24 protein-coding genes and 2 tRNA genes are annotated in these 26,595 nt (G+C 71.8%); 18 read left to right on the forward strand and 8 right to left on the reverse strand.

What is annotated here, in order from left to right; all coding sequences use genetic code 11:
* Positions 1–127 precede the first annotated feature (127 nt).
* The gene (locus QE381_RS01740) at positions 128–3,670 is read left to right on the forward strand and encodes a proline dehydrogenase family protein (protein ID WP_307214926.1); all 3,543 of its coding nucleotides are present in this window, start codon (positions 128–130) and stop codon (positions 3,668–3,670) included.
* 86 nt (positions 3,671–3,756) lie between these two features.
* Positions 3,757–5,274, forward strand: a complete 1,518-nt coding sequence (locus QE381_RS01745) for an MFS transporter (protein ID WP_307214927.1) — start codon at positions 3,757–3,759, stop codon at positions 5,272–5,274.
* Positions 5,275–5,333: 59 nt separating this feature from the next.
* On the opposite strand, the gene QE381_RS01750 is transcribed toward QE381_RS01745, so the two are convergent.
* Positions 5,334–5,407: transfer RNA gene (locus tag QE381_RS01750), tRNA-Met, on the reverse strand.
* A gap of 64 nt (positions 5,408–5,471) precedes the next feature.
* On the opposite strand from QE381_RS01750, the gene QE381_RS01755 reads away from it, so the two are divergent.
* The gene (locus QE381_RS01755; RefSeq protein WP_307214928.1) at positions 5,472–6,269 is read left to right on the forward strand and encodes a carbon-nitrogen hydrolase family protein; all 798 of its coding nucleotides are present in this window, start codon (positions 5,472–5,474) and stop codon (positions 6,267–6,269) included.
* Between the two features lie 4 nt (positions 6,270–6,273).
* Here QE381_RS01755 and QE381_RS01760 read toward each other — a convergent pair whose 3' ends face one another.
* Positions 6,274–7,479 (reverse strand): pyridoxal phosphate-dependent aminotransferase, encoded by a 1,206-nt coding sequence (locus QE381_RS01760; RefSeq protein WP_307214930.1) that lies wholly within the window; start codon positions 7,477–7,479, stop codon positions 6,274–6,276.
* A 97-nt stretch (positions 7,480–7,576) separates the two neighbouring features.
* On the opposite strand from QE381_RS01760, the gene QE381_RS01765 reads away from it, so the two are divergent.
* Complete coding sequence (locus QE381_RS01765) at positions 7,577–9,097, forward strand: S1C family serine protease (protein ID WP_307214931.1); 1,521 nt, start codon at positions 7,577–7,579, stop codon at positions 9,095–9,097.
* Here the strand turns inward: QE381_RS01765 and QE381_RS01770 are convergent, their stop codons facing one another.
* Positions 9,098–9,901 (reverse strand): hypothetical protein, encoded by an 804-nt coding sequence (locus tag QE381_RS01770; protein ID WP_307214933.1) that lies wholly within the window; start codon positions 9,899–9,901, stop codon positions 9,098–9,100.
* A 96-nt stretch (positions 9,902–9,997) separates the two neighbouring features.
* Here QE381_RS01770 and QE381_RS01775 point away from each other — a divergent pair, with 96 nt between their 5' ends.
* From QE381_RS01775 to QE381_RS01790, 4 genes are all read left to right on the forward strand, one after another.
* Positions 9,998–11,128 (forward strand): ABC transporter ATP-binding protein, encoded by a 1,131-nt coding sequence (locus tag QE381_RS01775; RefSeq protein ID WP_307214935.1) that lies wholly within the window; start codon positions 9,998–10,000, stop codon positions 11,126–11,128.
* Positions 11,104–12,408 carry a hypothetical protein gene (locus QE381_RS01780; RefSeq protein WP_307214937.1) on the forward strand — a complete coding sequence of 435 codons (1,305 nt, stop codon included), beginning with the start codon at positions 11,104–11,106 and terminating at the stop codon, positions 12,406–12,408. The genes QE381_RS01775 and QE381_RS01780 overlap by 25 nt, the downstream gene beginning before the upstream one ends.
* A 61-nt stretch (positions 12,409–12,469) precedes the next feature.
* Entirely contained in the window at positions 12,470–12,673 is a 204-nt protein-coding gene (locus QE381_RS01785) for a hypothetical protein (RefSeq protein WP_307214939.1), read from the forward strand.
* 28 nt (positions 12,674–12,701) lie between these two features.
* The gene (locus QE381_RS01790; protein ID WP_307214941.1) at positions 12,702–12,968 is read left to right on the forward strand and encodes a DUF3039 domain-containing protein; all 267 of its coding nucleotides are present in this window, start codon (positions 12,702–12,704) and stop codon (positions 12,966–12,968) included.
* Between the two features lie 4 nt (positions 12,969–12,972).
* Here the strand turns inward: QE381_RS01790 and QE381_RS01795 are convergent, their stop codons facing one another.
* Positions 12,973–14,271 (reverse strand): nicotinate phosphoribosyltransferase, encoded by a 1,299-nt coding sequence (locus QE381_RS01795; RefSeq protein WP_373426893.1) that lies wholly within the window; start codon positions 14,269–14,271, stop codon positions 12,973–12,975.
* A 49-nt stretch (positions 14,272–14,320) separates the two neighbouring features.
* Between QE381_RS01795 and murI the strand changes: the two genes are divergently transcribed.
* The 4 genes from murI (at position 14,321) to QE381_RS01815 (ending at position 17,598) form a co-directional block, all read left to right on the forward strand.
* Complete coding sequence (gene murI / locus QE381_RS01800) at positions 14,321–15,139, forward strand: glutamate racemase (protein ID WP_307214943.1); 819 nt, start codon at positions 14,321–14,323, stop codon at positions 15,137–15,139.
* Positions 15,140–15,258: 119 nt separating this feature from the next.
* Entirely contained in the window at positions 15,259–16,002 is a 744-nt protein-coding gene (gene rph / locus QE381_RS01805) for a ribonuclease PH (protein ID WP_307214945.1), read from the forward strand.
* Complete coding sequence (gene rdgB / locus QE381_RS01810) at positions 15,948–16,598, forward strand: RdgB/HAM1 family non-canonical purine NTP pyrophosphatase (RefSeq protein ID WP_307214947.1); 651 nt, start codon at positions 15,948–15,950, stop codon at positions 16,596–16,598. The genes rph and rdgB overlap by 55 nt, the downstream gene beginning before the upstream one ends.
* 85 nt (positions 16,599–16,683) lie before the next feature.
* Entirely contained in the window at positions 16,684–17,598 is a 915-nt protein-coding gene (locus QE381_RS01815; RefSeq protein ID WP_307214949.1) for a cation diffusion facilitator family transporter, read from the forward strand.
* Between the two features lie 3 nt (positions 17,599–17,601).
* Here the strand turns inward: QE381_RS01815 and QE381_RS01820 are convergent, their stop codons facing one another.
* Positions 17,602–20,031 carry an ATP-dependent DNA ligase gene (locus QE381_RS01820; RefSeq protein WP_307214951.1) on the reverse strand — a complete coding sequence of 810 codons (2,430 nt, stop codon included), beginning with the start codon at positions 20,029–20,031 and terminating at the stop codon, positions 17,602–17,604.
* 68 nt (positions 20,032–20,099) lie between these two features.
* Here QE381_RS01820 and QE381_RS01825 point away from each other — a divergent pair, with 68 nt between their 5' ends.
* The gene (locus tag QE381_RS01825; RefSeq protein ID WP_307214953.1) at positions 20,100–20,900 is read left to right on the forward strand and encodes a Ku protein; all 801 of its coding nucleotides are present in this window, start codon (positions 20,100–20,102) and stop codon (positions 20,898–20,900) included.
* Here QE381_RS01825 and QE381_RS01830 read toward each other — a convergent pair whose 3' ends face one another.
* The 3 genes from QE381_RS01830 to QE381_RS01840 form a co-directional block, all read right to left on the reverse strand.
* Positions 20,901–21,587, reverse strand: a complete 687-nt coding sequence (locus tag QE381_RS01830; protein WP_307214955.1) for a DedA family protein — start codon at positions 21,585–21,587, stop codon at positions 20,901–20,903.
* A 57-nt stretch (positions 21,588–21,644) separates the two neighbouring features.
* Positions 21,645–21,726 (reverse strand) — tRNA-Leu (locus tag QE381_RS01835).
* 144 nt (positions 21,727–21,870) lie between these two features.
* The gene (locus tag QE381_RS01840; RefSeq protein WP_307214957.1) at positions 21,871–22,221 is read right to left on the reverse strand and encodes an SdpI family protein; all 351 of its coding nucleotides are present in this window, start codon (positions 22,219–22,221) and stop codon (positions 21,871–21,873) included.
* A 39-nt stretch (positions 22,222–22,260) separates the two neighbouring features.
* Between QE381_RS01840 and QE381_RS01845 the strand changes: the two genes are divergently transcribed.
* From QE381_RS01845 to QE381_RS01865, 5 genes are all read left to right on the forward strand, one after another.
* Positions 22,261–22,608, forward strand: coding sequence for a GntR family transcriptional regulator (locus QE381_RS01845; RefSeq protein WP_307214959.1), 348 nt, complete (start codon positions 22,261–22,263; stop codon positions 22,606–22,608).
* On the forward strand, positions 22,605–23,573 hold the full coding sequence (locus QE381_RS01850) for a hypothetical protein (protein ID WP_307214961.1): 969 nt from the start codon (positions 22,605–22,607) through the stop codon (positions 23,571–23,573). Before QE381_RS01845 ends, QE381_RS01850 begins: the two co-directional genes overlap by 4 nt.
* 78 nt (positions 23,574–23,651) lie before the next feature.
* Positions 23,652–24,809 carry a CpaF family protein gene (locus QE381_RS01855; protein ID WP_307214962.1) on the forward strand — a complete coding sequence of 386 codons (1,158 nt, stop codon included), beginning with the start codon at positions 23,652–23,654 and terminating at the stop codon, positions 24,807–24,809.
* On the forward strand, positions 24,806–25,660 hold the full coding sequence (locus QE381_RS01860) for a type II secretion system F family protein (RefSeq protein WP_307214964.1): 855 nt from the start codon (positions 24,806–24,808) through the stop codon (positions 25,658–25,660). The genes QE381_RS01855 and QE381_RS01860 overlap by 4 nt, the downstream gene beginning before the upstream one ends.
* Positions 25,657–26,574, forward strand: a complete 918-nt coding sequence (locus tag QE381_RS01865; protein WP_307214966.1) for a type II secretion system F family protein — start codon at positions 25,657–25,659, stop codon at positions 26,572–26,574. The genes QE381_RS01860 and QE381_RS01865 overlap by 4 nt, the downstream gene beginning before the upstream one ends.
* Positions 26,575–26,595: the final 21 nt, after the last annotated feature.

Here is a 26,595-nt window from a genome sequence, read left to right on the forward strand (position 1 = left end):
CCTCCCCGCCTGCGGTGTGCGCAAGACACGTCACTTCTGCTTCATCATATTCGGCAGATACGTTCGCTTTACGTTAATGCTCGGCGGGCTCCACACTGTCCCCATGTTCTTCCCCGACACGCGTCACATGGTTCAGCCCCAGGATCTGGCTGCCCCGGCGGTGGAGCTCGTGCACCGCTGGGTGCGAGAGGCTGCGGAGCATCCGGTCAACGCCTCGGCCGCGCGCTTGGCCGGCGTCCTCCGCGATCCGCACGGTCTCGCGTTCACGGTGGGCTTCGTCGACGGCGTCGTACGCCCCGAGGACCGCTCCGTCGCGGCCAAGAAGCTCGCGGAGCTCGTGCCGCTCACGCCGGCGTTCCTCCCGGCGCCGATGCGTGCGGCGATCCGCGTGGGCGGAGCGTTGGCGAGGCCGCTTCCCGGTGTCGTCGTGCCGGTGGCCCGGCGGGTTCTGCGCCGCATGGTGAGCCACCTCATCATCGACGCGAGCGACGCCTCGCTCGGCGCGGCGATCGCGAAGATCACGGCATCGGGCTCTCGCGTGAACGTCAATCTGCTCGGCGAGGCGATCCTCGGGGCGGCCGAGGCCGAACGGCGACGCGCGGGCATCGTGCACCTCCTCGCGCGTCCCGACGTCGACTACGTCTCGCTCAAGGTGTCCGCCATGATCGCGCCCCACAACCACTGGGCCTTCGAGGACACCGTGAGCCACATCGAGGCCGAGCTCGTGCCGCTGTTCGAGCTCGCGGCCGCGACGACGCCGCAGACGTTCATCAACCTCGACATGGAGGAGTACAAGGATCTCGAGCTCACGATCGAGGTGTTCATGCGTCTCCTCGACCGCCCCGAGTTCCTGCCCGTCTCGGCGGGGATCGTGCTGCAGGCCTATCTGCCCGACGCGCTGGGGGCCATGATGCGCCTGCAGGAGTGGTCGGCGGCTCGCGTCGCGCGCGGTGGCGCGCCCATCAAGGTGCGTGTCGTGAAGGGCGCGAACCTGCCCATGGAGATCGTGGATGCGGCGATGCACGGCTGGCCGACCGCCACCTGGGGCAGTAAGCAGGAGAGCGACACGAGCTACAAGGCCGTTCTCGACTACGCGCTGCACCCGGAGCGCGTCGCGAACGTGCGCGTCGGCGTCGCGGGGCACAATCTGTTCGACGTCGCTCTCGCCTGGCTGCTCGCGCAGGCGCGCGGCGCGCAGGACGGCATCGAGTTCGAGATGCTGCTGGGGATGGCGACCGGGCAGGCGGCCGCGGTCGAGCGTGAGGTCGGCCCGCTGCGGCTGTACGTGCCGGTCGTGCACCCCCGCGAGTTCGACGTGGCGATCGCCTACCTGATCCGCCGGCTCGAGGAGGGCGCGAGCCAGGAGAACTTCATGTCGGCCGTCTTCGAGCTGGCGGACACCCCCGCGCTGTTCGAGCGCGAGTCGCGGCGCTTCCTCGCCTCGCTCGAAGGGCTGAGCGAGATCAGCGGGAACGGGAGGCCTGATGCGGCGCCCGGACCGAGCCGACGCCAGGATCGGCGCCGCGGGCTCGATCCCGCGGAGATGTCCGCTCAGCGGGAGGAGTTGGTCGCCCGGGGCCGCCGCGGAGGCTTCGCCAACACCCCGGACACCGATCCCGACCTGCCGGGAAACCGCGAATGGGGGGCGGCGATCGCCGATCGGATGGTCGGCTCGCAGCTCGGTGTCGCGGCGGTGTCGGCCGCCGTCGTGCCGGATGTCGCGAAGCTCGAGGAGGTGCTGTCGCGCGGTGTCGCGGCGGCCGAGGGCTGGCAGGCCCTCGGCGCCGATGGGCGCGCCCGCATCCTCTACCGTGCCGGGCAGGTCCTCGAGGAACATCGTGCGGATCTGCTCGAGGTCATGGGGGCCGAGACCGGCAAGACGCTCGACCAGGGCGACCCCGAGGTGTCCGAAGCCATCGACTTCGCGAACTACTACGCGATGCTCGGCCAGCAGCTCGAGCGCACCGACGGAGCCGCGCCGCGCCCGCGGAAGCTCATCGCGGTGATCCCGCCGTGGAACTTCCCGGTCGCCATCCCGGCCGGCGGCGTGCTGGCCGCGCTCGCGGCCGGCTCGGCCGTCGTGGTGAAGCCCGCGACGCACGCCGCGCGGTCGGGCGCCGTGCTGGTCGAGGCGCTCTGGGAGGCAGGCGTTCCCCGCGACGTGCTGCAGCTCGTGCAGTTCGCCGACCGCGAGCTGGGCTCACGTCTGGTCGCGGACCGGCGCGTCGACCGGCTCATCCTGACCGGTGCGTACGAGACCGCGACCGCGTTCCGGCGGTTGCGCACGGACCTCCCGATCCTCGCGGAGACGAGCGGCAAGAACGCGATCATCGTGACGCCGCACGCGGACCTCGACCTCGCGGCCCGCGACGTCGCCGCCTCGGCGTTCGGCCACGCGGGACAGAAGTGCTCCGCGGCGTCCCTCGTCATCCTGGTCGGATCCGTCGCGCGCTCTCGGCGGTTCCGCACGCAGCTGCTGGATGCCGTCCGGTCGCTCCGTGTGGGCACCCCCGAGGACCGTGCGACGCATATGGGCCCGGTCATCGCGGCACCGGAAGGGAAGCTGCGGCGGGGGCTCACCGAGCTCGGCCCGGGGGAGACGTGGCTCATCGAGCCGCGTCCGGTCTCCTCCGACAGCCCGCTCGCGCTGGATCGCGCGGGAAGGAATCGCCTGTGGTCCCCGGGCGTGCGCGACGGCGTGCGTCGAGGCGGGGAGTTCCACCTCACGGAGTACTTCGGGCCGGTGCTCGGCATCATGACGGCGGCGACCCTGGACGAGGCGATCGACATCGTGAACGAGATCGAGTACGGCCTCACGAGTGGGCTGCAGTCGCTCGATCGCGACGAGATCGCGCGGTGGCTCGAGCGTGTCGAAGCCGGAAACCTCTACGTCAATCGCGGCATCACGGGGGCGATCGTGCGGCGCCAGCCGTTCGGCGGCTGGAAGCGCTCGGCGATCGGCGCGGGAACCAAGGCGGGCGGTCCGAACTACCTGCACGGACTCGTCGACTGGGAGGACGCCGTGGTCGAGGAGCCGGGGCGCGACGTGAGACCACGGGCGGCCGCGCTGCTGACCGCGGCGGAGAGCGCCGGTCTCCCGGGGCCGGAGCTGGCCTGGCTGAGCGCCGCACTGGGGTCCGACGGCGCGGCGTGGGAGGCGGAGTTCGGCGAGCGGCGCGATGTGTCCCAGCTCGGGGTCGAACGCAACGTCCTGCGCTATCTGCCGGTCCCGGTCGTGATCCGCGCGGCCGACGACGCCTCGCTCGTCCAGGTCGTCCGCGTCGTCGCCGCGGGACTCGCCGCGGAGGCGACCCCCGTGCTCAGCACGGCTGCTCCGCTGCCGGCGCCGGTCGCGGCCGCCTTCGCGCGTGCGGGCGTCGCCCTCGCGCAGGAGGGGGCCGACGCGTGGGCAGACCGCGTGCGGGCTCTGGCCGCGCAGGAGGGGCCGCGCGCCGGCGCGCGGGTCCGCGTGGTCGCGGGTGACTCGCGTGCGTCGGAGGTCGCCGGGGTGTATGCGGCGGCCGGCGGAAAGCCGGATGTCGCCGTCTACGGCGGCGCCGTGGTCTCGGCGGGGCGCGTGGAGATGCTGCCGTTCCTGCGAGAGCAGGCGGTGTCGATCACCGCGCACCGCTTCGGCACGCCGCACGACCTGAGCTCCGGCGTGCTCTGACGGCGTCACGTGCTCTGGACCGAGAGCACGGACGACGACACGATCGGAGCACCGTATGCTCCGCCTACCCGAGAGGAAGAACGACCATGACCGACCACGAACCGCAGCCACCCAGCCGGCCCCCGACACGACGCCTGGAGGTCACGGACGTCATCGTCGTGCAGCGCGCGAAGATGCGCACGGCACTCACGGGGGCCTTCGTCGGCAACTTCATGGAGTGGTACGACTTCGGGATCTACGGCTATCTCGCCATCACGATGCACCACGTGTTCCTCAGCGGCTTCGGCGATGCGCTCGGTCTCACCCTGGCGCTCCTCGGGTTCGCGGTGTCGTTCCTGGTCCGACCCCTCGGCGGGCTGATCCTCGGCCCGATCGGCGACCGCGTGGGCCGGCAGAAGGTCCTGTACTTCACGATGGCCGTCATGGCCGCCGCGACCGCCGTGATCGGCATGCTCCCCACGTCGGACCAGGTGGAGGGCTGGTTCGGCCCTGGCGCCGGTGTCTGGGTCATCGTTCCGCTGTACCTGCTCAAGATGCTGCAGGGCTTCTCGACCGGGGGCGAGTTCGCCGGTGCCTCCACGTACGTCGCCGAGTTCTCGCCCGATCGCTCGCGGGGATTCTGGGCCTCGATGCTGAACATGGGGTCCTACCTCGGGTTCGCCGCCGGCGCCGCGGTCGTGGCGCTGACGACGATCGCGCTCGGCGGCGAGGTCATGCGCGACTGGGGATGGCGCATCCCGTTCCTGCTCGCGCTGCCGCTCGGTGCCGTGGCCATCTGGTTCCGCATGCGGATACCCGAGACTCCGAGCTTCCAGGCGGCGGTCGGGACCGAGACCGCGTACACGGATCCGCGCGATCCGCGGGTCCGCCACGGGCTCGGCGGGATCGTCCGCTACTACTGGAAGGCCGTTCTGATCGGCATCGCGCTCGTGGCGGCCGAGGGTTCGGCCGGGTACGCGCTCACCAGCTACATGCCGACGTACCTCGAGAACGAGATCGGCGTGTCGAACCTCGACGCGGCCGTCGCCACCATCCCCGTGCTGGTCGTGATGTCGCTGTGCCTGCCGCTGATCGGCCGGCTGTCCGACCGGATCGGCCGCAAGCCGGTCTACGTCATCGCCGTGGTCGCGACCCTGACCCTCATGGTGCCGGCGTTCGCGATCCTGCAGATCGGCGAGGAGTGGGCGGTCTTCCTCGCCCTGGGCCTGGTGGCGGTGCCGGTGGCGTTCTACGTCGCGATGACGGCGTCGGCCCTGCCCGCGCTGTTCCCGACACCCTCGCGATTCGGCGGGATGGGACTGACCTACAACGTCGCCGCGTCGCTGTTCGGAGGCACGACGCCGCTGATCGCGAACGAGCTCGTGATGAGGACGGGCGACAACTTCATGCCGGCCTACTACATCATGTTCTTCGCCGCGGTGGCCGGGGTCGCGCTGTTCGCGATGGCCGAGACCGGCAAGCGGCCGCTGCTCGGCTCGGTGCCGACCGTGGGCAGCGAGAACGAGGCGCAGGAGCTGGTCGCCGCGCAGGACGAGAACCCGTACATCGACACGAGCACCATGCCCCTGCCGGTCCTGTCGGGACGGGAGGCCGGTGCGTCCTGAGGCGGCGCGCGAAAAGGCCCTCCGACCGGATAACTCCTGGTCGGAGGGCCTTTCTTTTGTTGCGGGGACAGGATTTGAACCTGCGACCTCTGGGTTATGAGCCCAGCGAGCTACCGAACTGCTCCACCCCGCGGCACAAGAGATGAGCCTAGCACGGGTTGGAGCGGCACGCGAATCGGGCGTGGGATGATGGCGGCATGACCGGTCCCGTCGTCGCCGTCGTCCAGTTCGCCCCGATCGCGGATGCGGCCGCCAACCGTGACAGCATCGTCGCGCTCACGCGGCGCGCCCTCGACCGCGGCGCGACGCTCGTCGTGTTCCCCGAGTACTCGAGCTACTTCATCGATCCGTTCGACGGGTCGCTCGCGGCCGCGGCCGAGGAGCTCGACGGGGCTTTCACCGCGCAGCTGCACGAGCTCGCGGTCGAGCACGGCATCCACATCGTCGCGGGGCTGCTCGAGCGCGCCGACGGCGAGCGCGTGCACAACACGGTCGTCGCCGTCGGGCCGGAGGGCATCGTGGCGGTGTACCGCAAGCAGCACCTCTACGACGCGTTCGGGCAGCGTGAGTCGGACTGGGTCGCGCCGGGCGCCCTCGAGCCGGCCCAGGTGTTCGAGGCGGACGGGATGCGCTGCGGCGTCATGACCTGCTACGACCTGCGCTTCCCCGAGTCCGCACGGGTTCTCGTGGACGCGGGCGCCGATGTGCTGATCGTCCCGGCGGAGTGGGTACGCGGCCCGCTGAAGGAGGACCAGTGGAGCACGCTGCTGCGGGCGCGCGCGATCGAGAACACCGCCTTCGTCGCGGCCGCCGACCACCCCGCCCCGCTGGGGGTCGGGCGATCGGCGATCATCGATCCGCAGGGCGTGGTGCTCGCGGGGCTCGGCGCGACGACGGACATCGCGGTCGCGCCGCTCGATGCGGAGGCGATCGAGCGCGTGCGTCGGCTGAATCCCGCGCTGCAGCTGCGGCGCTACCGCGTCGTCCCCGACTGAGCGGTCACCGGGACAACGACGACAGGCGCACGGACGCCTCGGTCAGCACCTCGACCCGCTTGCACGCGGCGAACCGGACGAGCGTGGCGTAGCGGGCGCGGTTCGCCGGTGTCACGAATGCCGTCAGCGGGATCGCCACGACGCCCGCCCGCTCCGGCAGTGCGCGGCAGAACTCCTGCGCGTCGGTGGCGCCGAGGGATGCCGCATCCGCGACCGTGAAGTAGGAGCCGCGCGACACGGCGACCTCGAGGCCCGCCGCCCGGAGCCCGTCTCCGAGCAGGTCGCGTTTGCGCTGCAGCGTCGCGGCGATCTCCGCGAAGAACTCGTCCGGCAGGCGCAGGCCCGCGGCGATCGCGGGTTGGAACGGTGCGCCGTTCACGTACGTGAGGAACTGCTTGACCGCGAGGACCGCATCCACGAGCGCCGCCGGCCCGCTGACCCAGCCGATCTTCCACCCCGTCGCCGAGAACGTCTTGCCCCCCGACGAGATCGAGACCGTCCGCTGTGCCGCGCCGGGCTCCGCGGCGAGCGGCCGGTGCCGGACGCCGTCGAACACGAGGTGCTCGTAGACCTCGTCCGTGACGATGATCGCGTCGTGACGCTCGGCGAGCCGGACGATCTCGGTGCGGACCTCGTCCGAGAAGACGGCGCCGGTGGGATTGTGGGGATCGTTGACGAGGATGATCCGCGTGCGATCGGTGACGGCGCGTCGAAGGTCGTCGAGGTCCGGCTGGAAGTCGGGCCACGCGAGCGGCACCGGCACGAGCCGGGCACCGGCCAGCGCGACGCAGGCGGCGTAGGAGTCGTAGAAGGGCTCGAAGACGACGACCTCGTCGTCGGGGCCGTCGAGGAGCGCCAGCAGCGTCGCCGCGAGGGCCTCGGTCGCGCCCGCCGTCACGAGCACCTCGCGCTCCGGATCGAGATCGATGCCGTAGAAGCGCTGCTGGTGCTCCGCGATGGCGGCGCGCAGATCGCCGATGCCGCGACCCGGCGGGTACTGGTTGACACCGTCGGCGATCGCCTGTCGCGCGACCTCGAGGATCTGACTGGGGCCGTCCTCGTCGGGGAAGCCCTGACCCAGGTTGATCGCCCCGGTCCGAGCGGCGAGCGCCGTCATCTCGGCGAAGATCGTGGGGGCGGGGGAGCCGTCGGGGCCGAGGAGGCCCGCGCCGGTCGCTGTGCGCCGCCAGGCGCCGGGAATCGCTTGCACCGCATACAGGTTAGTCGCATAGGGGCATCCCACACCGACCATAGGAAACGCACAGGACGCCCGGCCACAGTGAAGGTGCTTGTCAGAAGGAGCAATCATGAGCGATCCCCAGGCCACCGGTCCCGAACAGCACCCCGCCGCCTCCGAGAACCCCGCTGTCCCCGACACGCAGGCGCAGACGCCGGTGGCGTCGCAGACCCCGGCGGTCCCCGCCGCGCCGCACATCCCGCCGCAGCCGCCGCTTCCCGCATCCGCAGGATCGCCGGTCCCGCCGCAGCAGCCCGCCTATCCCGGAGCGCCGCAGCACGTCGCCCCGCCCTACCCCGGCACCTACGCGGGACAGGGGCAGGCCTTCGGCGCGGCGGCTTCGACGCAGCCCACGACGCCCCTTGCTCCCGCGGCGCACCCCGAGACGAAGAAGAGCGGATCGGGCGCCGCACGCATCACCGCGCTGCTGGTGGCGGCGGCCCTCGTGGGCGGCGCGGCCGGCCTGGGGGGGATGTTCGTGGGCACCCAGCTGTGGAGCCCCGTCAGCTCGAACACCGTTGCCGGCCCTTCGACGGTCACGGTGAACGACACGGACGACGTCAACCAGACGACGGCTGTGGCCGCCAAGGTGACCCCGAGCGTGGTCACGATCTCGGTGAGCTCGGGCAGCAGCGGCGGCACCGGCTCCGGGGTGATCCTCACCGACGACGGGTACGTGCTCACCAACACGCACGTCGTGACGCTGGACGGTGCCACCGGCAACCCGACCATCCGCGTCACGACCTCGGATGGCCACGTCTACGCCGCCACCGTGGTGGGGACCGACCCGACCTATGACCTGGCGGTCATCAAGCTCACCAACGCCTCCGGGCTCACGCCCATCCAGATGGGCGACTCGAGCAAGCTGAACGTCGGCGAGGACGTCATGGCCGTGGGTTCCCCGCTCGGTCTCGACAACACGGTGACCACCGGCATCGTCAGCGCATTGAACCGCTCGATCGAGATCGCGTCGTCGCAGGCGCCGACCCAGGGCGCGGAAGGAGACGAGGGCGGCACGAGCCCGTTCCAGTTCGACTTCGGGCAGGGTCAGGGCCAGTCGGGCTCCACGAAGGCGACGATCAAGATCGCGGTGATCCAGACGGATGCGGCGATCAACCCGGGCAACTCGGGCGGCGCGCTCGTGGACGACGAGGGCAAGCTCGTCGGCATCAACGTCGCGATCGCCTCTGCGGGCGGCAGCAGCGGATCGTCGGGCCAGGCCGGCAACATCGGCGTCGGCTTCTCTATCCCGTCCGACATCGCGAACCGCGTGGCTCAGGAGATCATCTCCAGCGGAAAGGCGACCCACGGCCTCCTCGGCGCGACGGTCGCGAACGCCGCCTCCCAGGCCAACGCCACCACGCAGGGCGCACTGATCAACTCCGTCACGGCGGACGGCGGCGCTGCCGCTGCGGGCCTGCAGGCGGGCGACGTCGTGACCGCCTTCAACGGCGTGCCGATCACGAACGCGGTCGACCTCACGGCGCAGGTGCGCGCCGTCGCCGGCGGCGGCAAGGCCACGATCACCTATGTGCGCAACGGCCAGACGCACACGGCCGACGTGACGCTCGGCACGCTGCAGACCAGCTGATCAGCGTCGCAGCCGGCGCGGCCATCGCCGCGGCCGATCCCCACGGGCCGGTTCCAGCTCTGCCGGAAGGAGAGCCGGAGCCGGCCCGAACGCGCGTCGAGAGGTCGTGAGGACGCGGCGCCCGAGAAGATGGTTGCCGGCTCCGCCGACGACGGCGCCGACCCCGAAGGGCAGCGCCTTGCCGAGCCAGGAGGCTCCGCCGCTGACGGCGAAGCGCCGGACAAACGTCGTCTTGAGGCGATCGACGAGCGGACCGATCGCGGCGCGCGGGATCGTCTGAGTGATGAGCTCGCCCCAGTACGCCTGCCGCCCCGGCCCCTGTCCCGCCGCTTGCCTGCCGAGCTGGGCGACGAGGTCCACTCCCTGCTGGCCGAGCATCAGCGTCAGGACCAGTGCGCGTGCGCGGTCCGGGTCGGTCACGGGAAGTCCGTGGACCTCGGCCATCGACTGCGCGAAGAGCGCCGTGGCCTCCAGGAATGCGGCGGTCTCCACCCCGCTGAGGGCGAGTGTCAGGCCGGTCCCGATGGCCGGCACGACCGCGGTGACGCCCACCGCGGCGCCGCTGGTCGTCACGGCGGCGAGGTAGCGACGTTCGAGGATGCGGACGATCTGAGCGGGGGTCGCTTCGGGGTGCTGCGCCCGGATGCCCCGGAGGTGTGCGAGGACGACCGGCCGCTGGAGCCCGAGCACGCGGTCGAGCACCCGGACCGTGAGCGGGTGCTCGGGCGATCCGGGCGGGGGGAGTCCGCCGTCCCAGGGTGCGTCGTCGGGCAGCGAGTGGATGCGGTGAACCTGCTCCGTCACGCGTCGATCGTAGGCCTGGCTCGATGGGAGGGAGCCGGGCGCGCCGACACGGGCATGGTCCGGGGCTCTCCCGGGACCCCTTGATAGCGTGTCGGAGTGACAGCACCGCTGCCCGATCCCCCCACCCCCGCCTCGCAGCGCGGAGCAGCCGGCGATGACCGGCGCATCGACGCGCCCGCGGCCGTTCCGGAGAATCTGGTGATCCCGCCGAAGCCGCCCCTGCCGGCTGCGGCGGGCGCCTCGAAGCCCGCCGCAGGGCTCCCGGACGACGTCGACGACGACGCCGCCGTGCTCCCCGATCTCGCGGCGGGGCCGGATGCGGTCGCGGACCCTGAGCCTGTCGCGGATGCTGAGCCTGTCGCGGACCCTGACCCTGAGCCTGAGCCTGAGCCTGAGCCTGAGGCGAGCGAGTCGCGCTGGTTCGATCCGGAGGAGGACTCGGCGGACGCGCGGGATGCGAGCGAGGACGAGCCGGCACTGGTGCTCGAGAACGTCGTCAAGCGGTTCGGCACGAACATCGCGGTCGACGACGTGTCGCTGCGGATCGAGCGGGGCACGTTCTTCGGGCTCGTGGGCCCCAACGGCGCGGGCAAGACGACGACGTTGTCGATGATCGCGGGGCTCCTGCGCCCGGATGCCGGCACCATCCGGATCTGCGGAACGGACGCACGCGTGCACGAGCGCGAGGCGAAGCGGCTCATCGGTGTGCTGCCCGACCGGCTCCGCACCTTCGATCGGCTCACGGGCCGTCAGCTGCTGACCTACGCCGGCCTGCTCCGCGGCCTCGAGGGACGTGTCGTCGAGCATCGCGTCGACTCGCTCGCCCGCGCCCTCGACCTGGAGGACGCCCTCGGGCGGATCGTGGCCGACTACTCGGCGGGGATGACGAAGAAGGTCATGCTCGCGGCCGCCATGATCCACGCACCGCGCCTGCTCGTGCTCGACGAGCCGTTCGAAGCGCTGGACCCGGCGTCGGCGGCCGTCATCCTCGACATCCTCCGGGCGTTCACGGCGCAGGGTGGGACCGTGGTTCTCTCCAGCCACGGCATGGACCTGATCGAGCGCGTCTGCGATCGGGTGGCGGTGCTCGCTGCCGGCCGCGTGCTCGCGGCGGGCGCGATCGACGAGGTCCGCGGCGGAACGACGCTCGCGGAGCGCTTCGTCGAGATCGTGGGCGGCGCGGGCGAAGTGGAGGGCCTGGAGTGGTTGCACACCTCGTCCGACTGAGGCTCGCGCTCCTGCTCGCCTCCGTCCGCCCCGGTGCCCGCGAGCGTCCTCGGCTCGTGGCCGGTCTCGTCTTCGTCGTGCTCGGCGTCGCCGCGGCGTGGGCGGGTCTCCTCGCGCTGCGCACGACCTCCGACGTCGCCGCCCAGGCCGTCACCGTCGTCGGCGGCGCGGCCGTCGCACTGGGCTTCCTCGCGGCTCCGCTGGCCGTCGGCGGCCAGGACCAGCTCGATCCGCGTCGATTCCGTCCGTTCGGCGCGACATCCGGACCCCTGGCCGCCGGGGTCGCCGTCGCGAGCCTCGTGAGCGTGCCGATGCTCGCGCTCATCGTCGTCGCCGTCGGAGTCGGCACGCTGTGGTCGACGAGCGACGCCGGTGCCGCGATGGTCGCCGGTCCCGCGCTGGGGGTGATGACGACGGTGCTGCTCGCGCGCATCGGCTGGGCGGGCTCCACGCGTGTCCTGCGAGGGCACCGCTCGCGAGAGCTCTCCGGGCTGTTCCTCGTCGCGCTTCTCGTCGTGGTCGTGCCCGTCGGGGTGTTCTTCGCCTCGTTCGCGTGGCAGGGCGGCGTGCCGAGCGGCCTTCTCGGGGCCGTTCGCCTCGTGTCGTTCACGCCCCTCGGCGCCGGCTGGGCGCTCCCGGGGGCCGCCGCGACCGGCGATCCGCTCCTCTGGCTGGTCGCGCTGCTCGCGGTGGCATGGCCCGTGAGCCTCGCGACGATCTGGTACGCGGTCGTGGACCGGATGCTGCACGCCCCCGACCGTCCGGCATCCTCCCGGCTGCGCAGCGGCATGTCGTGGTTCGCCGTGATGCCGGCGACACCCGCCGGGGCGATCGCGGCGCGGAGCCTCATCTACTGGCTCGGCGATCGGCGTTATCGGGTCAACGTCGTGATCGTGCCGGTCGCGGCCCTGCTCACGGCGGTGCCGCTGCTCATCGCGGGAGTCCCGGCAGAGATCGTCACCCTCGTCCCGCTGCCGATCGCCGCGCTGTTCCTGGGGTTGGCTGCCGCACAACGACGTGGCCTACGACGCGACCGCCGTCTGGCTGCACATCGCCAGCGGTGTCCGAGGAATCTCCGATCGTGTCGGACGTCTCGTGCCGGTTCTGTTCGTCGGCGTGCCCGCGATCGCCGTCCTCGTGCCGGTGACGGCGATGCTGAGCGGACGCTGGGCGTTCGCGCCGGCGATCACCGGCGTGTGCATCTCGCTGTTCCTGAGCGGTCTCGGGCTGTCCTCTGTCGCCTCCGCGGCGGCTCCCTACCCTGTCTCCCGTCCGGGTGACAGCCCGTTCCACCAGCCGCAGCGCACCGGCAGCGCCGGTATGTGGGCGCAAGCGCTCGTCATGGTGGGAACCGTCGGGCTGAGTGCCCCGACCCTGTGGTGGGCGGGTGTCACGGTGACCCGTGACACATCCTTCGCCCTGGCTGCGCTCGCGGGCGGCATCGCGACCGGCGTCCTCGTGCTCGGGATCGGCCTGACGGCCGGGGCCGTCGTGTTCGAGCGGCGCAGCAGCGCCCTGATGGAGTTCGCCGAAACTGCCGCCTGACGCGCGCCGCTCGGTAGAATCGTGCACCATGAGCACGCCACTGGATCGACCGGATGCCGGGGGGACCACCACCCTGGATCGCGAGCTCGAAGAGCTCCTGCGCGAAGAGAACATCGAGCCGGGCGACCACGAGCGGTTCTCGCACTACGTGAAGAAGGAGAAGATCCTCGAGTCGGCGATCACCGGCAAGCCGGTGAGGGCCCTGTGCGGCAAGAAGTGGACGCCGGGGCGCGATCCGGAGAAGTTCCCGGTCTGCCCGGCCTGCAAGGAGATCTACGAGTCGCTGCAGGGCTGAGCGCTCACACGTAGCGGGTCGGGACGGCGGGGTCCGATCTGCTCAGTCCGAGTGCGGACAGCGGAAGCTCGCGGCGCACCTCGGCGTGGTGGGCCCGCGCGCGACGCACCCCCTCGGCGCCCGCGAAGCCGGCGACCGGCTCACCGTCGACGACGAGGTCGACCTGGAGCGGCCGGCCCTCCGGCAGGCGGGCGTCCTCACCCACGGCGAGGACCTCCGCGACGGCGGTCCCGCCCTTCAGCTCGCGCACGGCACGCTTGCGCCCACCGTGCGTCGCCTTCTCCGCGGAGGCCTTCGCGACCGGGATCCACTCGCCGGAGGGTGCCTGTCGCGCCACCAGCTTGAAGACCATGCCCGCGGTCGGGCTGCCCGATCCGGTGACGACGGAGGTGCCGACGCCGTAGGCGTCGACCGGGGCCGAGGCGAGTGCGGCGAGCGCATACTCGTCCAGGTCGCTCGTGACCGTGATGCGGGTGCCCGTCGCCCCGAGGCTGTCGAGCTGCGCGCGCACCCGTGCCGCCAGGACGGGGAGATCGCCGGAGTCCAGCCGCACGCCGCCGAGGTCGGGGCCCGCCACCCGCACGGCCGTCTCGACGCCGCGCTCGATGTCGTACGTGTCGACGAGCAGCGTCGTGCCGGCGCCGAGGGTCGAGACCTGTGCGCGGAACGCCTCCTCCTCGGTGTCGTGGAGAAGGGTCCACGCGTGCGCGGCGGTGCCCATGGTCGGCACGCCCCACGTCCTCCCGGCCTCGAGGTTGCTGGTGGAGGAGAATCCGGCGATGTAGGCGGCGCGGGCCGCCGCGACCGCGGAGCGTTCGCCGGCCCGCCGCGACCCCATCTCGGCGAGCGGGCGGGGACCGGCCGCGATGCTCATCCGGGCCGCGGCCGTCGCCACGGCGGAGTCGTGGTTGAGGACGCTGAGGACGAGGGTCTCGAGCAGCACCGCATCGGCGAACGTGCCGAGGACCGTCAGCACGGGGGAGTCGGGGAAGTACAGCTCGCCCTCGGCATAGCCGATGATCGTGCCCCGGAAGCGGTAGCCCGCGAGGTGGTCCAGCGTCGCGGCATCCACGACGCGCTCATCCCGGAGGAATCGCAGCTGCTCGTCGCCGAAACGGAACTCGCGCAGCAGCTCGAGCAGCCGCCCCGTGCCGGCGACGACGCCGAACCGCCGGGCGCCGGGAAGACGCCGGGCGAACACCTCGAAGACGCAGGGGCGGTGGGCGGTGCCGTCGCGCAGCGCCGCCTCGACCATCGTCAGCTCGTATCGATCGGTCAGCAGGGCCGTGCTCATGCGGGCCACTCTATCCGCGGGGCGGCTGCGCGGCGGGCGGGGCGTAGGCTGGTGGATCGTGGATGACGCACCGATCGGGATCTTCGACTCCGGCGTCGGGGGACTCACGGTCGCGCGGGCCGTCTCGCAGCTCCTGCCGCGCGAGTCGATCCTCTACATCGGCGACACGGCTCGCTCTCCCTACGGACCCAAGCCGATCGCCGACGTGCGGCGGTACGCGCTGGAGGTGCTCGACGATCTGGTCGCCCAGGGCGTCAAGATGCTCGTGATCGCCTGCAACACGGCCTCGGCGGCGATGCTCCGCGACGCGCGTGAGCGCTACGACGTGCCGGTCGTCGAGGTGATCGGCCCGGCGGTGCGCACGGCGATGTCGACCACGCGCAACGGACGTATCGGCGTCATCGGCACGGCCGGCACGATCGGCTCCGGTGCGTACCAGGACATGCTCGAGGTCAACGCCGCTCTGACGGTCCACGCACAGGCGTGCCCCCGCTTCGTGGACTTCGTCGAGGCGGGCGTGACCGACACGCCGGAGGTCCTCGCGGTCGCGGAGGAGTACCTGGCTCCGCTCCGCCACGCCGGGGTCGACACGCTCGTGCTCGGCTGCACGCACTACCCGTTCCTCGAGGGCGCCATCAGCTATGTCATGGGGCAGGGCGTGAGCCTCGTCTCGAGCGACACCGAGACCGCGAAGGACGTGTATCGACAGCTCGTCTCGCGTGACCTGCTCGCCGGGCCCGAGGCGTCGCCCCGTCACGTCTACGAGGCCACGGGTTCCTCGGCCGACGACTTCATCCGCCTCGCCCACCGCCTCATGGGCCGCGAGGTGCGCGACGTGCAGCTGGTCCAGACCGGCGCCATCGACATCCCCCGCTGACCCCGCACCACCTCCATGTCCCACTTCCGACCGAACGATGTCCCACTTCGGACCGCAGCAGGCCTCTGCAAGCGGTCCGAAGTGGGACATGCCGGCTTCTGATCCCCACGAGGAGAACCATGACCGACATCACCCGCGCCGACGGCCGCTCGATCGACGAGCTGCGCCCCGTGACGATAGAGCGCGGCTGGTCGAGCCAGGCCGAGGGCTCGGCGCTGATCTCGTTCGGCGGGACGAAGGTGCTGTGCACCGCCTCGTTCACGAACGGGGTGCCGCGCTGGCTCACCGGCAAGGGCACCGGCTGGGTGACGGCGGAGTACGCGATGCTGCCGCGTGCCACGAACTCGCGCAACGACAGAGAGAGCGTCAAGGGCCGCATCGGCGGTCGCACGCACGAGATCTCGCGACTGATCGGTCGTGCGCTGCGCGCCGTCGTGGACACGAAGGCGCTCGGAGAGAACACGATCGTGATCGACTGCGACGTCCTGCAGGCCGACGGCGGCACGCGCACGGCTGCGATCACGGGCGCGTACGTCGCCCTCGCCGACGCGATCGAGTGGGGCCGTCGCAAGAAGTTCATCGCGCAGCGTTCCACGGTGCTCCTGGACTCGGTCGCCGCCGTCTCGGTCGGCATCATCGACGGCGAGCCGATGCTCGACCTCGCCTACGTCGAGGACGTACGCGCCGAGACGGACATGAACGTCGTCGTCACCGGCCGCGGTCTGTTCGTCGAGGTGCAGGGCACGGCCGAGGGCGCCCCCTTCGACAAGCGCGAGCTCGACGCCCTGCTTGAGCTCGGCGTGGGCGGATGCGCCCGGCTCGCCGAGCTGCAGACCGCGGCGCTCGCGGAGCCTGCCGCGTGAGCGCCCGCGTCGTCCTCGCCACGCACAACCCGCACAAGGTCGAGGAGTTCCAGGCGATCGTGGCCACGGCTCGGCCGGACCTGGAGGTCGTGGCGTACGACGGGCCTGAGCCGGTCGAAGACGGCGTGACGTTCGCGGCGAACGCGCTCATCAAGGCGCGCGCAGCGGCGTCCCACACGGGCCTGGCCGCGCTGGCGGATGACTCGGGCATCTGCGTCGATGTGCTCGGCGGGGCGCCGGGCGTGTTCTCGGCGTACTGGGCGGGGCACCGCAAGGACGCGCGAGCGAACCTCGAGCTGCTGCTGGACCAGCTCTCGGACATCGCGGACCCGCACCGGGGCGCGCAGTTCGTCTCGACCATCGCGCTCGTGCGCGCGGACGGGTCCGAGGAGGTCGTCGAGGGCGTCTGGCCCGGACGTCTCGCGCACGCCCCGGCCGGCGCCGGCGGCTTCGGCTACGACCCGATCTTCGTGCCCGACGGTCAGCCGGCGGGCGCCGAGCGAACGGTCGGGGAGTGGGCGGCCGAGGAGAAGAACGCCGACTCGCACCGTGCCCGCGCCTTCGCCGCGCTGCTGCCGCTGCTCCACGCGCTCTGAGCCACTGCTGAGAACGATTTCCGAAGTCGTTCCCGACTAGGCGATTTCCGCCTCACCGGGGCTTCTCGAACCCTACCCTGGGCACATGCACGATCACGCCCCGGCTGCCGGTCTCCGCGACGGCTCGAACCGCCGACTGCTCGCGACCTCACTCGCGATCACCTCCCTCGTGTTCGTCGTGCAGGTGGTCGGCGCCGTGCTGTCGGGCTCGCTGGCGCTGCTCGCGGATGCCGCGCACATGCTGACGGATGCCGCGGCGCTGGTGATCGCGCTCGTCGCCGGAGCGGTCGCCGCCCGCCCGGCGGACGACCGCCGGACCTTCGGGTACCAGCGGGCCGAGGTGTTCGGCGCGCTCGTGAACGGCATCCTGCTGCTCGTGCTCGCCGTGTGGGTCGCGGTGGAGGCGGTGCAGCGGCTGGTCGCGCCAGCCGAGACGGAGATCGCGGGGCCGCTCATGCTCGTCGTGGCGGCCGTCGGGCTGCTCGCGAACGCGGTCGCGATGTGGCTGCTCAGCTCGGCCCAGCGCCGCAGCATCAACGTGCGCGGTGCGTATCTTGAGGTGCTGGGCGACCTGCTCGGGTCGGCGGCCGTCATCGTCGCCGCGATCGTCATCCTCACGACGGGGTGGATGGCGGCGGATGCGGTGGCATCGCTCGCGATCGCCGCGATGATCGTGCCGCGCGCCATCGGCCTGCTGCGAGAGGTGTTCGGCGTCCTCAGCGAGGCGACTCCCGTCGGCATGCAGGTCGAGGAGATCCGCGCGCATCTGCTGGACACACCGGGGGTCGTCGCGGTGCACGACGTGCACGTGTGGTCGCTGACCCGGGGTGCCCCGGTGTTCACGGCGCACGTCATCGTCGACGAAGAGACGTTCGCATCGGGGCGTGCGCCCGCCATGCTGACCGAGCTGCAGAAGTGCCTGGACGCGCACTTCGACGTCGAGCACTCCACGTTCCAGCTGGAGGCCGCGGGGCACGTCGAGCACGAGGCGCACGGCTGAGCGCTACTCGCGCACGACATAGGCGGGGGACTTGTCGGGACGAAGGCCGCGCCAGCGGGCGTGGCGGAGGACGCCGCCGGGCGTGACGGAGCCGTACTCCACCTCGCCGACGACGCACGGTTCGACCCAGAGCGCGTCGCGGGCGTCGGCCGCGGGCACGTCCGTGAACGGCGCCCGATCGCTGCGCAGCGGCCGGAGGGTCCGATCGAGCAGGGCGAGCGCGCTGTCGCTGAATCCGGTGCCGACGCGGCCGAGGTAGCGCAAGCCGTCCGCCTCGGGGAGACCCACCAGGAGGGAGCCGATCGTGCCGGCTCGCGCTCCCTTGCCGGGACGGATGCCGCCGATCACGACCTCCTGCGTCGCGGTGCGCTTGAGCTTCAGCCACTCCTCCGACCGGATGCCGCGGTACCTCGAGCTCGCGCGTTTGAGGACGACGCCCTCGAGATCGAACCGCTCGGCGGCTGCCAGCGCATCATCGAGGTCGTCGAACACGGGCGGCACGACGACCTCGGGGGCGGCGTGCCGGCCGAGCTCTTCGAGCGCCGCCCGGCGCTCCCGGAGCGGCCGCGACGTGAGATCGTGCCCGCCCGATCGCAGCGCGTCGAACAGGTAGTACCGCACCGGCGTGCGGCGCGCCTCGGCGTCGATCTCGGCGGAGCGCGTGAGGTTCATGCGCCGCTGGAGCAGCGCGAAGCTCGGCCGCCCCGACGCGTCCAGGGCGACGATCTCCCCATCCACGATCGTGGGCCCGGCGCCGAGCCGGGCGCTGCCGCGCGTCAGCTCGGGATAGCGGTCCGTGACGTCGGTTCCCGTGCGGGTGTGAAGGCGCAGACGTCGGCCGTCCCAGGAGCCGAGGGCTCGGATGCCGTCCCACTTCAGTTCCGCCCAGGCATCGCCGCGCCACCGTTCGGCCGCACGGCGCGCCTCGGTGACGGTGGCGGTGGTCGTGAGCATCGCGGCCCGGGCGGGCGCGGGCGGCGCGGGAGCGGGCTCATCGTCCGCGCGGGCGACCACGGGCGCTCCTCGCGGCTGCGGGGCGCCGTCGGCATCCGTCTTCGTGCGGTGCAGCAGCCACGACGACCTCTCGCCCGCGCCGGACGTGCGGATCAGCGCGAGGCGGACGTTCCCGAGCGGCCCTTCGGGGCGGCCACGGAGGGTCACGATGATCTCGTCCTCGTGCCACTTCTCGAGGTCGTAGGTGCCGGCATCCCAGATCCACACCTTTCCGCCGCCGTACTGGCCGCGGGGGATGGTGCCCTCGAACGATCCGTAGTCGAGAGGATGGTCCTCTGTCATGACCGCGAGACTGTTGCGCGCGCTGGTGGGCGGCACGCCCTTCGGCACCGCCCACGACACGAGCACGCCGTCGCGTTCGAGTCGGAAGTCCCAGTGCAGTCGGCTCGCATGGTGCTCCTGGATGACGAAGCTCGGGCGTCCGGCGGGCGGGGTCGCCGCGCGCGGATCGCTCGGCACGGGCTCGGGAGTGGCTCCCGCGGCGCGCTTCGCGATGTAGGCGCGGAGCGGCCCGTCCCCCGCGTCCGGCACGGTCGTCGACAGCGGCGCGAGGGGGTCGCCCTGAGTGGCCACCCGCGCGAGCACCTCGTCGAGACGGAGCTGCCCGAGGGCCGGGTCTTCGAGCTCGTCCCATGTGCGCGGCGCCGCGACCGTCGGAAGCGCACGCCCCCGCAAGGAGTAGGGCGCGATCGTGGTCTTGGCGCCGTTGTTCTGGCTCCAGTCGATGAGCACGCGGCCCTCGCGGCGCGCTTTGGACATGTCGCTCACGACGAGATCGCCATGGTCGGCCTCGATCGCGCGGGCCAGCTCGTGGGCCACGGCGGCGACCTCATCGCTCGGGCGGGGCTCGGGCAGTGCGGCGTAGAGGTGGAGACCCTTGCTCCCGCTCGTGACCGGGAAGGGGGCCAGGCCCATGTCGCCGAGGATGTCGCGCGCCCAGCGGGCGACATGGGCGCACTCGGCGAGCCCCGTGCCGGGGCCGGGGTCGAGGTCGAGCACGAGGCGGTCGGCGGGACCGCGGCCGCCGCCAGCGAGGAAGCGCCACTGCGGGACGTGCAGTTCCAGGCTCGCGACCTGTGCGAGGTAGACGAGGGCGGCGGTGTCCTCGACGAGCGGATAGTCCTTGTCCCCGGACGAGTGTGTGATCGGCATCCGCGGCAGCCAGTCGGGCGCGCTCTGCTCGAGCGATTTCGCGAAGAACGCGGCCTTCGGCTCGTTCTCGGTGCCGACGCCCTCGGGCCATCGCTTACGCGTCACGGGACGTCCGGCGATGTGGGGGATGAGCACGTGCGCGACACGGCTGTAGTAGTCGATGACCTCCGCCTTCGTCGTGCCCGTGGCCGGGTAGAGCACCTTCTCGAGGTTCGACAGGCGCAGGCGACGGCCGTCGATGCGCACCAGCTGCGTGTCGCCTGCCATGCAGTCAGGGTAGTCATGGGGTCCGCAACCCCTGGTGGGCGTGCGCGCGGACGGTGTCTACTGGCATCATGAGGTCGATCTGGAAGGGCGCGCTCACGTTCGGGCTCGTCAATGTGCCGGTCAAGATGTACTCGGCGACCGAGGACCACGACGTGCCGCTGCATCAGGTGCACGCGGCCGATGGAGGACGCATCCGCTATCAGCGCGTGTGCGAGCTCGATGGCGAGGTCGTGCCGTACGCCGACATCGATCGGGCGTACGACGACGGCGAGCGGACCGTGGTGCTGACGAAGGAGGATCTCGAGGCGCTGCCGTCCGAGCGCAGTCGCGAGATCGAGGTCGTGGAGTTCGTGCCGAGCGATCAGGTCGATCCGCTCACCTTCGACAAGGCGTACTACCTGGAGCCGGACTCGGCGTCGCCGAAGGCGTATGTGCTGCTGCGGCGCACGCTGGAGCAGACGGATCGCACCGCGATCGTGCGCTTCTCGCTCCGACAGAAGACGCGGCTCGCAGCGCTCCGGGTGCGGGGCGACGTTCTGGTGCTGCAGACGCTCCTGTGGGCCGACGAGGTGCGGGAGGTGTCGTTCCCGAGCCTGTCGGAGTCCGTGAAGATCTCGGACAAGGAGCTGGAGCTGTCGGCGGCGCTCGTCGAGAGCTTCGCGGGCGACTTCGACGCCGACCAGTTCACGGACGAGTATCAGGCCGAGCTGCGGACGCTGATCGAGGCGAAGCTCGAGAAGGGCGATGCGCTGGACACGGCCGAGACCTTCGGCGAGCGTGCCGAGTCCTCCGAGCGCGGAGAGGTCATCGACCTGATGGCCGCCCTGCGCGCGAGCGTCGAGCGGTCGCGCGCGGCGCGCGGCGCCTGATCACTCGGCGTCGCCGGCCGCGGCTTCCTTCTTGACCTTCGCGCGCTCGCGCAGGTAGTGCCAGATCGTGACGGCGGCGGTGAGCACGACGACGCCGATGAGGATGACGTCGATGTACTCGGTGACGATGTGGGCGACCCAGGGGATGTAGCCGATGACGTAGCCGAGCATCGTGAGGCCGATGCCCCACAGGATCGCGCCGATGAGGTTGTAGATCGTGTAGCGGCGCCACGGCATGTGACCGACGCCCGCGGCGACCGGCGCGAAGGTGCGCACGATCGGCACGAAGCGGGCGAGGATGACGGTGAGACCGCCGAATCGCTCGAAGAACGCGTTCGTGCGCTCGACGTTCTTGCGGCTGAACAGCCCGGAGTCCTTGCGCTCGAAGATCGCGGGGCCCGCCTTGTGCCCGATGTAGTAGCCGACCTCGCCGCCGATGAACGCCGCGAGACCGATCAGGAGGGCGACGATCCACACGTTGATGCCGAACACCCCGTTCGGCGCCGTGTCGCTGGAGTGCGAGAGGAGCCCGGAGATGACCAGCAGGGTGTCGCCGGGGAGCAGGAACCCGATGAGCAGCCCCGTCTCGGCGAAGATGATGAAGCACACCACGAGCAGGGCCCAGGGGCCGGCCGAGGAGATGATGGTGGCCGGGTCCAGCCAGGGGATGAGGCCGAGGTGCTGCACGTGCGTCCCGTCGTCGAAGGCGGATGGAATCGCCGGAGGGGTTCGCCGGCATCCCTGTGCGGAAGGGGGGAGTCGAACCCCCACGCCCGAAGGCACAGGAACCTAAATCCTGCGTGTCTGCCGGTTTCACCACTCCCGCGCAGAGCCAGTCTAGAGGGACGCGGTCCGGCGCCGTGCGCGGTTCGGGATCTTGTCAGGATGCGGTGCCCCAGGCGGCGGGACCGGCGCGCGGCCGGGGAGGAAGGTGCGGTGTGCGCCGACTCTCACATCGTCGCGCAGCGGCTCAGTGAGCCGTGGGAGGCCGCCGGTTCTCGGCTCCTGCGGAGCGGCTCGCCGTGACGAGCGAGACCACGATGGTCAGGGCGAACACGACGACCACGGCGATTCCGGCGATGGCGGCCGCGAGGCCGGTGAGCAGGAGCGCCGCGACGCACGCCACGGCGCTGAGAGCGAACCCGATCCAGGTCCAGGGTGCGGCGGCGCGGTGACCGGCGACCCAGGCCCCGGGTGAGCGCAGGGTCGAGCGGACGCGGATGCCGGCGATCGGGTTCTTGCCCAGCACGCCGCTGGCGGCGAGCTGTGTCAGCACGGCCGTGAGCAGGAGCAGGGCGGGGACCACGACGACGATCGGCACGGCTCCAGGCTATCCCATTGTTCTACTAGCATTAGGAACATGTTGTTTCGCGTCGATCAAGCATCCGCGACCTCGCTCGCCGATCAGATCGCTCTCCAGGTCCGGGCCGGGATCGTCTCCGGCGACCTCTCACCGGGGGAGCGGCTTCCCGCCGCCCGTGATCTCGCGAAAGCGCTGCGGGTGAACATGCACACGGTGCTGCGTGCCTACGCGCGTCTCCGCGAGGAGGGCATGATCGAGATGCGCCAAGGGCGCGGTGCGTGGGTGCGGCCGGAGGCGAACGCGACGATGACGAGGATCGCCGAGCTCGCCGGACAGCTCGCAGCCGAGGCGCGCAAGATCGGCCTGACTCCGCAGCAGCTCGCCCGGCTGGTCGAGCTCTCGTGAGGCCGTCGTCGCGCTGGGCCATCGCGCTCATCCTCCTCTCCCTCCCGCCGGTCGGGATCCTCGTCTCGGGACTCCTCTGGCGCGATGCGATGCCGGAGCAGGTGGCCACGCACTGGTCCGACCTCGGTGCGGCCGACGGCAGCGCGCCGACCCGAGTGGTGTTCCTCATGACCCTCGCCGTCGCCGGTGCGGTGGCGATCGCCGGCACGGTGACCGTCGCCGTTCCGTGCCTTCGCAGGAGAGCCACGCGGGCCATCCTGTTCTGGCTCGGCGTGCCTGCCGGTCTCGCCGCCGCATGCTGGCTGATCCCGGCGTGGTTGACGCTGCGGGCGGGGTCGCCCGAGGGGGCGGTCCTCGGCATCTGGATCATCCCGTTGGTCGTCTGTGTCCTCGCGGGCGCCGCTCCGTACGCGATCGCTCCGCCACCGGGCGGCGCCGACGCCGCCCTCGTGCCCGGCATGCCGCTGGCGCCCGGGGAGGTCGGCGCGTGGTCGCGCACCGTCACGGCGAACGTCTTCGTCTACGCCACGATCGCCTTGCTCGTGATCGCGGGCATCGTCTACGTCCCGCTCCTGCTGTCCAGCCGGCTCGGGGCGGTGTGGCCCGGTCTGGTCGTCCTGGTGACGGTGAGCCTGGTCACCGCGGCGTTCATGCGACTCCGGGTGACCGTGGACTGGCGGGGTCTGCGGATCATCTCCGTGCCGCTCGGGATCCCGCTCATGCGCATACCGCTGAACCGGGTTCGCCATGCCGAGGCCGCGCACCTGCGTCCCGGCGAGTGGGGTGGCTGGGGCTACCGCATCATGCCCGGACGTTCTGCGCTGATCCTCCGTGGCGGACCGGGACTGATCGTCACCAGGACCAACGACAGGCTGTTCGCGATCACGCTCGCCGATCCGGAGATTCCCGCGGGACTGCTCAACACACTCCGGGCCCAGGAGGCGACCCCCGAGCGCCTCGCCTGACCTGCTCGACGCGCCTGCCCGGCGCGGGACTGTGGATAACCGCTGAGGGCGGCGAGGGCGGCTTGCCAGAATGCGGGCATGCCGGCCGTCCCGTTCGTGTCCTCCGCGCCCGAGGCGCTGGCCGAGCGCGTGCGCGAACGGCTGCGGCGTGAGGGCACGGATCCGACGCGCGATCCGGACCGGGCAGGTCGGATCGTGCGGGCCGAGCTCGGGCGGCACAACGACGCGGCCCTCGCGCGGGGCGAGGCGACGATCGACGACGAGGAGTCGTGCGTTCGCGATGTGCTGGCCGCCGTCGGCGGATACGGTCCGCTCCAGCCCTATCTCGACGACCCAGGTGTGGAAGAGATCTGGATCAACGGTCCGCAGTCCGTGTTCGTCGCGCGCGGCGGACGCAACGAGCGCGTGTCCCTCGTGCTGAGCGACACTGCCGTGCAGGAGCTGGTCGAACGGATGCTGCATGCCACCGGCCGGCGGGTGGATCTGAGTCAGCCGTTCGTCGACGCGTCGCTCCCGGACGGGTCGCGCCTTCACGTCGTGATCACCGGGATCACCCGCCGTCACTGGGCGGTGAACATCCGCAAGTTCCTCCCCGCGTTCCGCACTCTCGACGATCTCGTCGCGGCGGGTGCGCTGCCGCGGCCGGCCGCGGAGCTCCTGGGAGACGCGATGCGCGAGGGACGCAGCGTCCTCGTCTCCGGCGCCACCCATGCCGGGAAGACGACGCTCCTCGGCGCGCTCATCGACGCGTGCGCGGCGCAGCAGCGGATCGTCACGGTCGAGGAGACCTTCGAGCTCGCCGTGGACGCCCCGGACCTGGTCGCGCTGCAGGGGCGACAGCCCAGTCTGGAGGGCACCGGTGAGGTGACGCTCCGGCGGCTCGTGAAGGAAGCGTTGCGGATGCGTCCGGACCGCATCGTGGTCGGCGAGGTGCGTGACGCCGAGGCACTCGACCTCCTGCTCGCCCTCAACACGGGTGTTCCCTGCGCCGCGTCGCTCCACGCGAGCAGTGCCGCGGATGCGCTGGTCAAGCTGGCGGCCCTGCCGCTGCTGGCAGGGCGCAACATCGATCGCGACTTCGTGGTGCCTGCGATCGCTCGCGGTGTCGACATCGTCGCGCACTGCGCGAAGGGTGTGGACGGCACGCGGCGGGTCGTCGAGATCGTCGAGGTGACGGGCGAGGTCGACGACGGGGTCGTGCGCACCCGCCCGCTTCTTCGCTGGCGGGCATCATGACGGTGCTGTGGGGAGCGCTGCTCGCCGCCGGGATCCTGCTGATGCTGGCTCCCCGGTGGTGGCCGGCCGGCGGTGCAGGCCAGGCGCGTCGTCGGACCGGCGGGAACGGGCTCCTGGCTGCGGCTGGCCTCGCCCGGTTCCCGGCTGCGGCGCTGTACGTGGCGTGCGCCGCATCCGCGCTGGTGGCCGGCGCGATCACCTGGCTGCTCACGGGCGTGCCCGTGATCTCGCTCGCGGCGCTGCTGGCCGGAGCAGCGGCGCCCGTTCTCTGGCTCCGCGGGCGCGTGCGGACGATCCGCAAGGCGCGCCGCATGCTCTGGCCCGACGTGTGCGATCTGCTGATCGGGTCGGTCCGGGCCGGGCTCTCGCTGCCGGATGCGGTCGCGACCCTGCGCACGTCCGCGCCGCAGGCCTTGCGACCGGCGTTCGCCGCCTTCGCGACCGACCTCGCGGCGTCCGGCCACTTCGGAAGCAGCGTCGATCGGCTGAAGGCGACGCTGGCGGACCCGGTGGCGGACCGCATCCTCGAGACGCTGCGGATGGCACGCGAGGTCGGCGGCACGGAGCTCGTGCCCGTGCTTCGTGCCTTGGCCGCCGCGGTCCGCGCGGAGGCGAACGTACGGGCAGAGGCCGAGGCGCGTCAGTCCTGGGTCCGGGGCGCGGCGGTGCTGGGTGTCGTGGCGCCCTGGGTCGTCATGGTGCTCCTCGCGATGCGCCCGGAGGGCGCACGCGCCTACTCCAGCCCGGAGGGCATCGTCCTCATCGTCGTGAGCGCGGTGGTCTCGGTCGTCGCCTTCCGGCTGATGCTCCGCATCGGCCGGCTGGCGGAGCAGCGGCGGTGGTTCGGATGATCGAGCTTCCGCTGCTCACGCAGGCAGCGCTCGGGGTTCTGCTGGGCGGCGCGTTCGGGGTGGGCTGCTGCGTGATGCTCTGGGCGCTTCCCCGATGGCGGGCGACGCCGCTCGACCGTCGTCTCGCGCCGTATGTGCGCGATGTCGCCGATCCGCTGGGCCTGACCCCGCTCGCCCCCGGTGCCCGCCGCTGGCGTGACCGCGCCGCAGACGCAGCCCGCCGCGTGGGCGGTGCCGATGCGCTCGCTCGTCGACTGCGGCGCGCGGGGATCGATGGTGATCCGGCGGAGTTCCGCCTGCGGCAGCTCTCCTGGCTCATCGGCGGTCTCATCGTGGGGGCGGCGACGGCCGTCGGGGCAGTGCTCGCGGGCGGCAGCACAGCAGCGCTCGGGGTCCTGCCGTTGGTGGGCGCCTTCGCGGGCGCGCTGGTTCCCGAGGTGCGGCTCTCCTCCGCGGTGCGGACGCGCGAGCGGCGCGTGACGGAAGAGCTGCCGGTCGTGCTGGAGTTCCTCGCCCTGTGCCTGGCGGCAGGCGAGGGCGTCTTCGATGCCGTCCGCCGCGTCGCCGCCGTGGGGGAGGGCGAGCTCGCCCGCCTGTTGCGGAACGTCGTCGTGCAGGTCGGCACGGGCGACTCGCTCGCCGACGCGCTGCGCGGGCTCGCGGCCGACATCCGCATGCCCGCCGTACAGCGCAGCATCGATCAGATCGTCGCGGCGATGGATCGTGGTGCGCCGCTCGCGCACGTTCTGCAGGCGCAGGCGGTCGACGCTCAGGACGATGCCCGCCGGGCTCTGATCGAGCAGGCGGGACGCAAGGAGATCGGGATGCTGTTCCCGCTGGTCTTCCTGATCCTGCCGCTCAGCGTCCTCATCGCAGTCTTTCCCGGGGTGCTCATGCTCCGGCTCGGTTCGTGAAACAGAAGAAGGGGCAGAACC

It is taken from the genome of Microbacterium sp. SORGH_AS_0888 (genome assembly GCF_030818905.1).
Lineage (GTDB): Bacteria > Actinomycetota > Actinomycetes > Actinomycetales > Microbacteriaceae > Microbacterium.